Source organism: Mesorhizobium sp. M0768, from assembly GCF_040320195.1.
In the GTDB taxonomy this organism is placed as follows: Bacteria; Pseudomonadota; Alphaproteobacteria; order Rhizobiales; family Rhizobiaceae; genus Mesorhizobium.
The window spans coordinates 357,650-370,306 of record NZ_JAMYPD010000004.1 but is presented as its reverse complement, the minus strand read 5'-3'; the positions used below and the strand labels follow the sequence as shown (position 1 = coordinate 370,306).

Genomic DNA, 12,657 nt, shown 5'->3' with positions numbered 1-12,657 from the left:
CGCGGCGGCAGACCGCGATGGGGAGACGAAACATGATCGCCAATGTGCTGGTCGGGCTGGTGGCCGTGATCCACCTCTGCATCGTCTATCTGGAGATGGTGCTGTGGGACACGCCGCGCGGCCATATGGTATTCAGGCTGACGCCGGAATTCGCCAGGGGCCTCGAAAGTGCTTGCTGCCAATCAGGGGCTTTACAACGGCTTTCTCGCAGCCGGCCTGATCTGGGGCTTTACCTCGGCGAAGCCGGTTTTCAGTAGTCTTCTTCCTGCTCTGCGTCGCCGTCGCCGGCCTTTACGGCGCGGCAACGGCGGCCGCAAAATCCTCTTCATCGAGACAGTGCCGGCAGTACTGGCGCTGATCGCGCCGGCGTTGGACTAGCGCATGATCCCTGAACCGAAAGCTGGAAAAGGATCATGGGCAAATCAATTGCCACAGCGCCGGGCATTGCGGCCGATTTCAGCCGCCTGGATAAGTTGGGCCATAGCCGTTGGGATAGTATCCGCCATCGGCGCCGTTGCCGATGAGGAAGGCACTGCCGGTGTCAGCGCGCAGCTTTTGGCTGATATCGTCGAGCTGCGCCATCAACTGCTGATATTGCGTGCTCGGCATCGTTCCACGGCGAGCGGCCCTCTGGGCGGCCCGATCGAGCTGAGCGACCTGCGTGCGCAAGTCACGTGCCTCGCCCGGCTCGAGCTTGTTCGCCCGGATGGCGCCCTGGATACCCGCCTCCACGCTCTGGATCTGATTGATCAAGGCCGTCTCACGCGGGCCGGCGTAAGCGCCAGCAAACGGAACGGCGAGGAGAAGTGTGGCGAGCGTAGCAGTCCTGAGATTCCTGGGAGCGAAGAAGCGCATGGTTGCGTCTCCTTTACTGGGGAAGGCGGTGGTTGGGAGGGTCCTGCCTTCCGGCCGCGGGCCGTCAGGTTCCGTCGCGTCGCGATGAGCGGTTCCACCGCCGGCGGTTCTCGGCCCATGACCAAGGCTAAAAGGCCATGGCGGCAAAGTGTAATTAAAAAAAGGTAATTTTTTCAGTTCTTGCCGCTGCCGTACCAGTGCCCTAAATGCCGCCGACTTGAGCCGGCTCGACCTGGCGCATGATACAAGCCAAAGGCTTGCAGATCACCGCTCGGTCAGCTTCAACTCGATGCGGCGGTTCTTGTTGCGCGCCTCTTCGGAATCGGCGGGGTCGAGCGGCTGGAATTCGCCGAAGCCGGCCGCGACCAGCCGGTTGGCCGGCACGCCGTTCTCGATCAGGAACTTGACCACCGATGTCGAGCGCGCCGTCGACAATTCCCAATTGTCGCGGTAGCGGCCGGTACCGGAGAGCGGCTTGTTGTCGGTGTGGCCATCGACGCGCAGCACCCAGTTGATCTCCGGCGGGATTTCCTTTTGCAATTCGATGATGGCATCGGCAAGCTTCTTCATCTCGAGCTTGCCGGCATCGTTGATCACCTCGGAGCCGGTCGGGAAAAGCACTTCCGACTGGAAGACGAAGCGGTCGCCGACGATGCGGATGTTCTCGCGGTCGGCAAGAATTTCACGCAAGCGGCCGAAGAAATCGGAGCGGTAGCGGTTTAGCTCCTGCACGCGTTGCGCCAGTGCGACATTGAGGCGGCGGCCGAGATCGGCGATCTTGGTGTTGGATTCGCGGTCGCGCGTTTCGGACACGTCGAGCGCTTGTTCGAGCGCTGCGATCTGCCTGCGCAGCGCCGAAATCTGCTGGTTGAGGATCTCGACCTGGCTCAGCGCCTGCTGGCTGATCTGGCGCTGGCTGTCGAGCTCGCCGGAAAGTGCCGTCGCGCGCTGGTTGGCGGCATCGCCGGCACCGGCGCCTTGCGCCAGCAATTGCTCGAGCCGGCTCTTTTCCGCCTCCGATGCAGACAGCGATGCCTGCAAATTGGCAAGGGTGTCCTCCTTGTCCTGCGTCGTCGAGCGCTCCAGCGCCAGAAGCTGGGTCAACTCGTTGATCTGCGAATTGAGGCGGTTGAGCACCGTGTCCTTGCCGGAGATCTCGCGGCCGAGCAGGAACTGCGCCAGCACGAAAACAGTCAGCAGGAACATGATCGCCAACAGCAGCGTCGACAGCGCATCGACGAACCCCGGCCAGTAATCGATGCGGCGGTCGGAGCGCCGGCCTCGTGCCAACGCCACGTCAATGCACTCCAGGCTTCTTCAAGGCGTCGGCGATCTTCTCCAGGGTGTTGCGCATCGCCTTCTGCTCGTCCGACTGGGCCTCGACCCAGTCGCGCATGATCTGCTGTTCCGAGCGCATGTTCTTGACCAGGCCGGAAATGCCGTCGGCGAGATTGGCCATGGCGGTGGCGACGCGCGGATTGGAGCCGCCGCCATTCTCCTGCAGAGTGCGCAGCTTTTCCGACAACAGCCGGATTTCCTCGGAGGGTTCGGTCTTGGCCGTGTCGGCAACGACGATGTCGGAGGACAGGTCGGTGACCGAGGACAGCCAGTTTTCGAGTTCGGTATAGAAGCGCGTCTGGGCGCGGCCGGCCTGCAGGTCGAGGAAGCCGAGCACCAGCGAGCCGGAGAGGCCGAACAGAGAGGACGAGAAGGCGGTGCCCATGCCGGCCAACGGAGCGGAAAGCCCCTGCTTCAGGGATTCGAGCACGGCCGCGGCATCGCCGGTGCCGGGATCGAGCGACTCGATGGTTTCGCGGATCGAGCCGATCGTGTTGAGCAGGCCCCAGAAGGTGCCGAGCAGGCCGAGGAACACCAGCAGTCCGACAAGATAGCGCGACGTGTCGCGGCTTTCGTCGAGCCGGGTGGCGATCGAATCCAGCATGGTGCGCATCGAACTGGTCGAGAAGGCAATCGTCGAGGAGCGGCCGATCATCGCCTTCATCGGCGCCAGCAGCACCGGTTCGGTGGTTTCGGAGCCGGCGCGGAACGAGTTGACCCAGCGCACCTCGCGGAACAGCCGGCCGACCTGGACGAAGGCCAGCAGGATGCCGACCGCCAGCACGCCGATGATCAGGCCGTTGAGGCCGGGATTGGTGACGAAGGCGGTCGAGATCTGGCGCGTCAGGATGGCGGCGATAAAGGCCACGATGAACAGAAAGATCACCATGGTCAGCAGAAACACCTGCGGGCTCGACAATTTGTGCGGATCGTAGATCAGAACGTCGGAGCGCCTGCCCATGCCGAAGGATCTGAGAAGAGTCATCCGTGCCCCGTTTCCGATGCCGTCGCCGCCGATCAATTTGTGTTTGCGACTCTAAACGGAATTGTGACGAAATTGAATGGCGCTTGGCAATATTGCCACTGTCCGCGACCGGAGGTCAAAGCCGGTTGATGACCAGGCAGTCGACCATGGCGGCCAGATGCAGGCCGGCGCCGGTGACGACAAAGCCATGCCACAGCGCATTGTGGAAACGCAGGCCCTTCCAGGCGAAGAAGATCACGCCACAGGAGTAGACGATGCCGCCGGCAACGATGAGCGCGATCGAAGTCGCCGGCAGCGTCCGCACGAGCGGCTCCACCAGAACGATACCGCTCCAGCCGATGGCTAGGTAGAAGACGATCGCCAGCCGGTCGAAACGGCCGGGAAGAAAGACCTTGATGGCGATGCCGACCGCCGCGGCGGTCCAGACCAGCACGATCATGGAAACGGCCAGCGGCGAGCCGCCGAGCTGCGCCAGGAAAGGCGTGTAGGTGGCAGCGATCAGCAGATAGATCGCGGCATGGTCGAAGCGCCGCAATATCCATTTTGCCGGCGACGACACCGGCCAGACATTGTAGGCCAGCGAAACCGACAGCACGGTGAGCAGCGAGACTACATAGAAGGCGGCGGCGACGTATTCGCCGGGGCCGGTTCGATAGGCGGCCAGTGCCAGCAGCGTCGAGCCGGCAGCGATCGCCAGCACGATGCCCACGGCGTGGACAATGCCGTCGGCGATGATCTCGGCGCGCGAGTAATGCCAGCGCCCCATGAAGGGAATGTCGAGCTGGGAGAGTTCGCTCTGGGGTTGGGGCCGGCTGTTCGTCATCGATGATCCTGCGCCACCTTATCTGGGCGGCCGCGGGACAGTATTTCAAGCTTTGGTTGCGGTTTTGCGACTGCGGCGGTTCAGCGCGGTGTGCCTCTATCAGCCGGCTGAGAGTGGCCTTTTGATAGTCTTCAACAGCGCGCGCTGGATGAGTTCGTTGCCGGCGACCAGTGAACCGGCGTTCAGCACATCCTGTCCCCCGGCGAAATCGGAGACGAAACCGCCTGCCTCGCGGATCAGCAAAATGCCGGCGGCGACATCCCAGGCCGACAGGCCGGTTTCCCAGAACCCGTCCATGCGGCCAGCGGCGACGTAGGCGAGATCGAGCGAGGCGGAGCCGAGACGGCGGACGCCAGAGACCTCGGCCATGACATTGCGCAACTCGATGAGGAAATTGCCGTGCTGGCCACGCCCGAGATGCGGCATGCCGCAGCCGATCACCGCATCGACCAGCTTGGTGCGGCCGGCGACGCGCAGCCGGCGGTCGTTCATGAAAGCGCCGCCGCCGCGCTCGGCGGTATAGAGCTCATCCATCGCCGGATTGTAGACGACGCCGGCGACGATCTGGCCCTGGCGCTCCAGCGCGATCGAAACGGCAAAGAGCGGAATGCCGTGCAGGAAATTGGTGGTGCCGTCGAGCGGGTCGACGATCCAGCGGTGCTGGCCGTCGTCGCCCTCGATCACGCCGCGTTCCTCCATCAGGAAGGCGTAGCCGGGCCGCGCCTTGGAGAGTTCGGCAAAGACGATGTCTTCGGCCTTGCGGTCGGCCTGGCTGACATAGTCGCCCGGCCCCTTCATCGAGACCTGCAGGTTCTGCACTTCGCCGAAATCACGCGACAGCGAGCGGCCGGCCTTCATTGCGGCCTGGACCATGACATTGAGGATCGCGGAACGCGCCATTGCTGTTCTTCCTGTCGCTGCGCCTATTTGCCTTGACGCATGATCTTATCCAAAAAGTCTGCAACTCTTTGGGATCACGCCTTAGTCGGCGCGGCGCACGTAAGTGATTTCGTTGGTATCGACGATGATGCGCTCGCCCGAGCCGATGAACGGCGGCACCAGCACGCGGATGCCGTTTTCGAGTATCGCCGGCTTGTAGGACGAGGCTGCCGTCTGGCCCCTCACCACCGGGTCGGCCTCGGTGATGGTCAGCGTCACCTGGTCGGGCAGCGAAATGCCGATCGGCCTTTCGTCATAGAGCTGGACCGTCACCATCATGCCGTCCTGCAGGAAGGCGGCGCGATCGCCGACGAACTCCTTTTGCAATTCGAGCTGCTCGTAGCTTTCGGTGTCCATGAACACCAGCGCGTCGCCCTGCTCGTAGAGGAAGGAAAAATCCTTCAGATCGAGCCGGATCTGCTCGACCGTCTCGGCCGAACGGAAGCGCTCGTTGAGCTTGGTGCCGTTGATCAGGTTCTTGAGTTCGACCTGGTTGTAGGCGCCGCCCTTGCCGGGTTTGACGGTGTTGGTCCTGACCGCCACCCAAAGGCCGCCATCATGCTCGATGACGTTGCCGGGACGGATTTCGTTGCCATTGATCTTGGCCATGGTGAGGTGATCCGGAAATGAGATGATCGCCGCAAAGGGCAATTTGGCGCCTCCAAGACCACAAATCGCCAGCAGAGGCAAGGAGCGCCTTCCGATGAAGCGGGAACGAAGCTGGCGCGGCAGCGCGGCGTGGCGGCCTCAGTCCGTCCTGACAGTCGCGGTGACGGCCTCGGTCACTGCGTCGGCGACCTCTCTCAAAAGATGCAGGTGCGGCGAACGCAGGACGACAATTCGCAGCGACAGCTCGAGGCCGGGAGCGTCGACCAGGGCAATGCCCTGCGGCAGCTTTTCCCGCAGCAGCCGCCTGGGCAGCAGGCCAAGGCCTTGGCCTCGACGAACCCAGTCGATCTGCAGCGCGCTGTCCTGAATCTCGGCGCCGACCATCAACCTGTGGCCGCCCTCGGCCAGGGCAGCCGCCAGCCGCCGGCGCGCGTCGCAAGGCTCAGGGCTGAGGATCCAGGGCATGGTCTTGACGTCGGCTTGCCGGACAGTGCTTTCGGCAGCGATGACGCCGAGGGCCTCGGTTCCGACAACGCCGTCGCCAGCTTTGGAATTGCTGCCGTCCAGGATGACGGCGAGGTCAAGCTGTCCGCGCTTGTGCTGGTCGGCCAGCTCAAGGCTCCAGCCGCTCTTCAGACGCAGCGAGACCTTCGGAAACCGCGCCACGGCATCACCGATGGCAGCGGCCACGGCTTTGTCGCAAAGTCCATGCGCGAGGCCGAGCCGCAGCAGGCCCTCCGGCTCGTCGCCCTTGGCGAATGATCTCAGCGCGTCGACGGCGGCGAGAATGTCCTTGCCGCGTGCCAGCACTTCTACGCCGGCCGGGGTCAGTCGCGACGGCTTTAGCCGGCGGTCGAGCAATTCCGTGCCGAGCATCTCCTCCAGCCGCTGGATCTGGCGGGTGACGGCCGGCTGCGTCAACGGCAGGCGTTGCGCCACCTTCTGAATCGAACCCTCCTCGGCAAAGAGGGCCAGTGTTTTCAGTTCCTCAAGCACGACACACCCGAACATGTCATAGAAGCATAATTATGCTGAACATTATGAATTTGAAATCCGGTGGATGGCAAGCGATTTTCCTCTGGCAGGACCCAGCTGAAAAGGAACGACGATGAAAGCGATCGAATTGCAGAGCCCGGGCGGCCTCAAGAGCCTCAGAATGGTCGAGCGGCCGATGCCTGAACCGGGGCGCCAGGAGATGATTGTGAAGGTCAAGGCGACGGCGCTGAACTACCGCGATGCCGAGATCGTCCGCGGCAGCTATCACACGAAGTTTGCATTGCCGCTGGTGCCGCTGTCGGACGGCGTCGGCGAAGTCGTTGCCATCGGCGCCGAGGTCAGCCGGTTCAAGATCGGCGACCGGGTCTGCGGCACGTTCTGGCAACGCTGGGTCGGCGGCAGTTTCGCGATGGCCGAGCCCTCCTATCAACGTGGCGGCCCGATCGACGGGCTGCTCAGCGAATTTGCCCGGCTCGACGAACAGGCGGCGGTGCTGGCGCCGGCCAATCTGAGCGACCTCGAGGCGGCGACGCTGCCATGCGCCGGCGTGACGGCATGGCACGCGCTGTTTACGGAAGGCAGCGTCAAACCCGGCGACACCGTGCTTTGCCTCGGCACCGGCGGCGTTTCGCTGTTTGCGGTGCAGTTCGCCGCCGCTGCCGGGGCGCGCGTCATCGTGACGTCGAGCAGCGATGAGAAGCTTGCGCGGGCAAAGCAACTTGGCGCGCAGGATGGCGTGAACTATCGCAGCGTCCCCGATTGGGCATCGGCCGTGCTGGGATTGACGGATGGCCGCGGCGCCGACCATATCATCGAGGTTGGCGGACCGCAGAGTTTTGCACAATCGCTGAGGGCAACGGCGCGCGGCGCCCAGATCAACGTCATCGGCTATCTCGGCGGCAGTGACGGCGCCATCAACCCGCTCGACATCTTCCGCCGGCAGGTCCGGGCGCGAGGCATACCGGTGGGCTCACGCGAATCCTTCGAGGCGATGAACCGAGCCATTGTCGTCAACCGGTTGAGACCGGTGATCGACCGGGTCGTGCCATGGAGCCGGGCCGCCGAAGCCTTTCGGTACCTTGAACACGGCTCGCCCTTCGGCAAGGTCGTGCTCGATCATACCCAATGAGCCCGCCTGACGAGCCCGGTGCGATGAGTCTCGAGACCGCGGTCAGGGCAGGCGGTTGGCCCGTTGCAGCGCCTGCTGCGTCTGGTCGTCGGTCAGGCCCTGCAGGAAATCGTCCATCTCTTGGTCGATGAGCCCGGCGCGGCGGGCGACAACATACCAGGCGCCAGCGAGGATCAGATCCGGGTCGGTGCCGATGCCGTTCATGTAGAGCTTGGCGAGACGGTTCTGGGCGGCGACATTGCCGCCCTCGGCGGCCTGCTTCATCCAGTTGAAGCCGGATTTCAGGTCGCGGGCGCCGCCGCGCCCCTCGATCATCCAGGTTGCGAGATCGATCTGTGCCGTGTCGTAGTTCTGCCGCGCGGCCTGTGCCAGCAGGCTGCGGGCGCGGACATCGTCGCGCGGCTTGCCGCCGGCGCCATTGGCGTAGACCTGTGCCATCGCATATTGTGCGTCGGCAAGCCCGGTCGCGGCAGCGCGCTCGTAATAGGATACGGCTTTGGCAATACCGGCATCGCCGGGCTCCTGTTCGACCATCAGCTGCGCAAAATTGAACTGCGCCAGGCGGTTGCCGGCCTCGGCGGCGGCCTGCATCAGCGCATAGGCCTCCTTCTCGTCCTTTTTGACGTAGCGGCCGTCGAGCAGCATCAGTGCATACTGGAATTGCGATTCCGGGACGCCCTGCTCGGCGGCAAGCGCATACCACTTCGCCGCCCCTGCCGCGTCGACCGGCACGCCGAGGCCGCGCGACAATATCTCGGCCACCAGCGTCTGTGCCGCCGGATCGCCGTTTTGAGCGCGCGAAAGCGCAAGGTTGTAGGCCGTCTTGTAGAGCCCGCGCTGAAAGGCGCCGTAGGCAGCATCGGACGGCTTTGCGCCGAAGCGGTCGGGGTTGATGGTGTCGGCCGACGGCAACGGGGTGGTGGTGGCGGGCTGCGGCAATTGTGCGGCGATCGGCTTGTCGGCAGGTTCGCTGGAATCCGGCCTGGGCTGCGGCAGCGGAACGGGTTCCGCCGCTATCGCCTGCGTCACGGCCGTTGCAAGAAAGGCGCTGAAAAGGATTTTCCGCGAGAGCACGTCAGTCCTCGAAGCGCGGCGCGGTTTCGTCGAGCAGCGCGTTGGCGGCGGCGACCGCCATCTTCGGATCGACGCCGTCGGCGAAAACGGCGCTGGACAGTGCCACGAATTCAGCGCCGGTGGCGGCGACCGCTTCCACCGAGGCAAGATCCGATCCGGCCATGACGATGCAGGGGATCTGGATGACGTCCGCCCACCATTGCCCGAGCGACAGGTTGCGGGGGTGCGGCTCAGGCTTGTTGTCGTAACCGAAACGGCCGAAGAAAATGTAATCAGGCCTGACCTCGCCGAGTTCCAGCGCATCGTCGCGGGTCTTGGCGCCGCCGGTGCCGACCATCATCCTGGCCTGGAAGTGTTCGATCGTTTCGGCGAGCTCGTCCTTGCCGACCTCGACATGAATGCCGTCGGCCTGGACGCGGCCGGCGATGCGGGTGTCGCCGGCAATGATGACCGCAATGCCGGCCGCTTGCGCCACCGGCACGATCTGTTCGGCAAAGGCTTGGAAAGAGGCCTCGTCCATACCGTTTTCCGGCAGGATAAGCGAGGCGACGTCACCGCCCTCGAAGGCCGCGGCGATGCGCTCGGCCGGCACGTTCGGCGGCGCGATCAGCACGATACGGCAGCGGTTGGGCGGCGTTGCGTCATTCATTGGTGTTCGATCCCGGTTATCGCCTATGCCGGGCGAAGATGGTTGCATTGCGGCATAGAGCAAAGTGCGGGGATTGAACAGGCGGCAGGGGGATCACGATTGCCGTCAACGATTCCATAGGGCTCGGCGCATGACTGCCGTTGGCCGAAATTCTCCTCGCCTGGTCGCCTGCGGCCCTACGCAGGCACCTTCGATTTCCACAGCGACCAGCCGAGATTCATGCCGGCCGCGGCGACCAGGATGGCGGCGGCGCCGACGATCTGCGCCGGATGCAGCCGATGGCCGAAGGCGACGACATCGACGAGGATGGCGACGACGGGATAGATGAAGGACAGCGATCCCTGCAGATGCGTCGGCAGCTTCTGGATGGCGCCGTACATGAGGATGTACATCAGGCCGGTATGGACGATGCCGAGCGTCGCCAGCATGACCCAGCTTCGCGCATCGGCGGGAAGGTGGGTGAGATTGGCGAAGGGTGCCAGCATGAGAACGCCGACGCAGACCTGGATCAGGGCGATCAGGTGCGGCGGCGTGCCTTTGAGCTTCTTGGTGACGATAGCCGCAACGGCCCAGAAGAAAGCCGCGGCCAGCGCCATCGCAATGCCGGTAAAGTAATCCGTACCATGATCGCCTGCATCGGGCGCGGCCTGCACGATCAGCAGCATGCCGGCAAAGGCGATGCCGAGCCAGGTCAGCTTGGTCACCGTCAGCCGTTCGGAGAAGAAGAGCGCGCCAAAACCTACCAGCATGAAGGGCTGTGTGTTGTAAACGGCCGTGGCGATCGAGATCGACGCGCGGGAAAACGCGCTGAACAGCAACAGCCAGTTGATAACGATGGCAGCACCGCCGAGAGCCGCGATCGCGACGATGCGAAGCGACAGCCTGCCACGCAGCAGTCCCAGCGCCGCGCAGATGATCAGCAGCGTTACCGCCCCGAAAGCACAGCGCCAGAACACCACGTCCATGATGGGCTGGCCGGAAAGCACGACGAACCAGCCGATCGTGCCGAGGATCGCCATCGCCGCCGTCATTTCGATCGTGCCGCGTACCGTGTTGTCCATGGATGCTCCTGAAACCCGTTGAGATTTTATAATCCCACGGCGGATCGGGTATTTCCATGATTTGCAGCTGGTGATATGCAGGACGAACCTCATTTAATTAGGTAGACATCGGCTTTTTCTTGGAATTGTAAAATGCTGGACGAACTCGACAGAAAGCTCCTCGATATCCTGGTCAAGGATTCACGGACCTCGCTGAAGGAACTGGCGCTGCAGGTCGGGTTGTCGTCGCCAAGCGTTTCGGAGCGGCTTCGGCGGCTTGAGGATCGCGGCGTCATCCGCGCGTTCACCATTGACATCGATCCGCAGGCGCTCGGCTACGCCTTGCAGGCGATCGTTCGCATCCGGCCATTGCCGGGCAAGCTGCACATCGTCCAGAAGCTGATCGAGGAAATCCCGGAATTCGGCGAATGCGACAAGGTGACGGGCGATGACTGCTTCGTTGCCCGGCTGTTCGTCCGCTCGATCGGCGAGCTCGACGGGATTCTCGACCGCATCGCCGACAAGGCCGAAACCAGCACCGCCATCATCAAGGCGCAGCCGATCCGGAGACGCCCGCCGCCGCTCGACATGCCAAACATGTGACGGGTTTCGGTGGCGTGGCCCACATATTTGCGGTCGCGGTCTGGCCATTTCTGGTCTATTCCAGAGTTCAACTTTCCCTCCAGCGTCCCTTCCCCATGTCAGGCCTGCTCGTCGATCCCTGGTTCTATGCCGCGGCCATTCCGGCCGTCATCCTCGTCGGCCTGTCGAAAGGCGGCTTCGGCGGCGCCGTCGGCTTTGTCGGCGTGCCGTTGATGGCGCTGACCATGCCGCCGGTTCAGGCTGCCGCAATTCTTCTGCCAATTCTGTGCCTGATGGACATTGTCTCGGTATGGACGTGGTGGGGCATCTTCGACCGCAAGATGCTGGCCGACATGATGCCGGGCGCCGTGATCGGCATTGCCCTTGGCTGGCTGACGGCGGCACTTGTAACCGAAGAGATGGTGCGGCTGATCGTCGGCGCGGTTGCCCTGATCTTCGTGCTGCGCTGGCTCTATTTGCAACTCCGCCACGGTGCCGGCCACGCAGCGGAGCCCAACCGCGTCGCCGCCGGCTTCTGGGGTACCGTTGCCGGGTTCACCAGCTTCGTCGCCCATGTCGGCGGCCCGCCTTTTCAGGTCTATGCGCTGCCGATCAGGCTCGATCCGAAGGTGCTGTCGGGCACCGCGGCGATCTTTTTCGCCGTCACCAATGCGCTGAAGCTCATCCCTTATTTCGCGCTCGGCCAGTTCGACACCACCAATTTGACCGCATCGGCGGTGCTGATGCCGCTGGCGCCGCTGTCGACCATCGCCGGCGCCTGGCTGGTGCGGCGGATGCGGCCGGAGCTGTTCTATCCCTTCACCTATGCGACCGTAGCGGTCGTCGCGGTCAAGCTTCTGTGGGACGGCATCGCCGGCCTCCTGTAAGACGGCGGCCCCATTCGGCCGCCGCCGGATATCCTTACACCTCAGGCGGCACTCGGCAGCAACTGCCGCGTCCTGCCAAGCGCCAGGGCAATGCCGGTTGCCAGTATGAGCGCCATGCAGCCCAGAATGGTGATGTCGTGCAGCGTCGGCTTCAGCACCATGTCCGCGATGATCACCAGCATCACCGAATAGTCGAAGCGCGCGGCGCTGAGGACGCGCTGGCCCTGGGCAAGCACCGCCGGCGTCACACCCTCCTTGGCGATCATGCCTGCCATGCGGTCGGCAGTCGGCTTGAAGATGAACATGCCGATGCAGAAGGTCGTCGCATAACCGGCAAGGCCGATCAGCACCCACAGATCGGAAAAGCCGACCCAGAAGCCGCACATGATGAGGCCGAAAAGCAATGTCAGCATCGACATCGGCGCGAAGAACCGGTTGCCGAGCTCGCCGGTGGCGCGCATCGCCTGCAGCATGCCTTCGACGTTCCCGGCGCGGTCGGCGCGTACCGCGAGCAGCATCAGCGTGAAGCCGCCGCCGACCCAGAGGATCGCCGAGACGACATGCAGAAATTTAACGGCCGAGTACCAGTCCATTATTCGCTCCTTGAGAGATTTGATGATTTGCCGGAGCGCAAGGTTTGCTCCGCCTCGTTGCGAGGAGCGGGCGTTTAGCGCGGCGCCTGTTTCGGAACGATGTCGCGCGGCGAGTGGATCGGTTTCGGTATGTCGGTCGCGATCTGGAGGAAACATGG

At 63.7% G+C, this 12,657-nt stretch carries 16 protein-coding genes; 5 read left to right on the top strand and 11 right to left on the bottom strand.

From position 1 onward, the window contains the following. Positions 1-17: 17 nt before the first annotated feature. Together NKI08_RS34675 and NKI08_RS34670 are read left to right on the top strand one after the other, a co-directional pair. Positions 18-257: a DUF1304 family protein gene (locus tag NKI08_RS34675; RefSeq protein WP_502899574.1), complete on the top strand. Its 240-nt coding sequence runs from the start codon at positions 18-20 to the stop codon at positions 255-257. Beyond that, the gene (locus tag NKI08_RS34670; protein ID WP_502899569.1) at positions 169-378 is read left to right on the top strand and encodes a DUF1304 family protein; all 210 of its coding nucleotides are present in this window, start codon (positions 169-171) and stop codon (positions 376-378) included. Before NKI08_RS34675 ends, NKI08_RS34670 begins: the two co-directional genes overlap by 89 nt. A gap of 78 nt (positions 379-456) precedes the next feature. Here the strand turns inward: NKI08_RS34670 and NKI08_RS08480 are convergent, their stop codons facing one another. The 7 genes from NKI08_RS08480 to NKI08_RS08450 form a co-directional block, all read right to left on the bottom strand. After that, positions 457-753, bottom strand: a complete 297-nt coding sequence (locus NKI08_RS08480; protein WP_352768368.1) for a hypothetical protein — start codon at positions 751-753, stop codon at positions 457-459. Positions 754-1,119: 366 nt separating this feature from the next. Continuing rightward, the gene (locus tag NKI08_RS08475) at positions 1,120-2,151 is read right to left on the bottom strand and encodes a peptidoglycan -binding protein (protein WP_352768365.1); all 1,032 of its coding nucleotides are present in this window, start codon (positions 2,149-2,151) and stop codon (positions 1,120-1,122) included. A gap of 1 nt (position 2,152) precedes the next feature. Further along, positions 2,153-3,178 (bottom strand): MotA/TolQ/ExbB proton channel family protein, encoded by a 1,026-nt coding sequence (locus NKI08_RS08470; protein ID WP_352471212.1) that lies wholly within the window; start codon positions 3,176-3,178, stop codon positions 2,153-2,155. A 115-nt stretch (positions 3,179-3,293) separates the two neighbouring features. After that, the gene (trhA, locus tag NKI08_RS08465; protein ID WP_023678018.1) at positions 3,294-4,001 is read right to left on the bottom strand and encodes a PAQR family membrane homeostasis protein TrhA; all 708 of its coding nucleotides are present in this window, start codon (positions 3,999-4,001) and stop codon (positions 3,294-3,296) included. 99 nt (positions 4,002-4,100) lie between these two features. Continuing rightward, positions 4,101-4,901 (bottom strand): inositol monophosphatase family protein, encoded by an 801-nt coding sequence (locus NKI08_RS08460; RefSeq protein WP_023678017.1) that lies wholly within the window; start codon positions 4,899-4,901, stop codon positions 4,101-4,103. An 81-nt stretch (positions 4,902-4,982) separates the two neighbouring features. Further along, complete coding sequence (efp, locus tag NKI08_RS08455; protein WP_023678016.1) at positions 4,983-5,549, bottom strand: elongation factor P; 567 nt, start codon at positions 5,547-5,549, stop codon at positions 4,983-4,985. 138 nt (positions 5,550-5,687) lie between these two features. Next, positions 5,688-6,545, bottom strand: coding sequence for a LysR family transcriptional regulator (locus NKI08_RS08450; protein WP_352768362.1), 858 nt, complete (start codon positions 6,543-6,545; stop codon positions 5,688-5,690). 112 nt (positions 6,546-6,657) lie between these two features. Here NKI08_RS08450 and NKI08_RS08445 point away from each other — a divergent pair, with 112 nt between their 5' ends. Further along, positions 6,658-7,674, top strand: a complete 1,017-nt coding sequence (locus NKI08_RS08445; protein WP_352768359.1) for a zinc-dependent alcohol dehydrogenase family protein — start codon at positions 6,658-6,660, stop codon at positions 7,672-7,674. 42 nt (positions 7,675-7,716) lie between these two features. On the opposite strand, the gene NKI08_RS08440 is transcribed toward NKI08_RS08445, so the two are convergent. The 3 genes from NKI08_RS08440 to NKI08_RS08430 all read right to left on the bottom strand — a co-directional run bounded on the left by NKI08_RS08440 (position 7,717) and on the right by NKI08_RS08430 (position 10,458). Then, entirely contained in the window at positions 7,717-8,748 is a 1,032-nt protein-coding gene (locus NKI08_RS08440; RefSeq protein WP_352683356.1) for a tetratricopeptide repeat protein, read from the bottom strand. 1 nt (position 8,749) lies between these two features. Continuing rightward, positions 8,750-9,397, bottom strand: a complete 648-nt coding sequence (locus NKI08_RS08435; RefSeq protein ID WP_352471207.1) for a thiamine phosphate synthase — start codon at positions 9,395-9,397, stop codon at positions 8,750-8,752. A gap of 176 nt (positions 9,398-9,573) precedes the next feature. Next, positions 9,574-10,458, bottom strand: coding sequence for a DMT family transporter (locus NKI08_RS08430; RefSeq protein ID WP_352540309.1), 885 nt, complete (start codon positions 10,456-10,458; stop codon positions 9,574-9,576). Between the two features lie 132 nt (positions 10,459-10,590). Between NKI08_RS08430 and NKI08_RS08425 the strand changes: the two genes are divergently transcribed. Both NKI08_RS08425 and NKI08_RS08420 read left to right on the top strand, forming a co-directional pair. Then, complete coding sequence (locus NKI08_RS08425) at positions 10,591-11,040, top strand: Lrp/AsnC family transcriptional regulator (protein WP_023678010.1); 450 nt, start codon at positions 10,591-10,593, stop codon at positions 11,038-11,040. Positions 11,041-11,135: 95 nt separating this feature from the next. Beyond that, positions 11,136-11,906, top strand: coding sequence for a sulfite exporter TauE/SafE family protein (locus tag NKI08_RS08420; protein WP_352450835.1), 771 nt, complete (start codon positions 11,136-11,138; stop codon positions 11,904-11,906). Between the two features lie 41 nt (positions 11,907-11,947). Here the strand turns inward: NKI08_RS08420 and NKI08_RS08415 are convergent, their stop codons facing one another. Continuing rightward, positions 11,948-12,499, bottom strand: a complete 552-nt coding sequence (locus NKI08_RS08415; RefSeq protein WP_352768354.1) for a DUF2269 family protein — start codon at positions 12,497-12,499, stop codon at positions 11,948-11,950. Positions 12,500-12,657 lie beyond the last annotated feature (158 nt).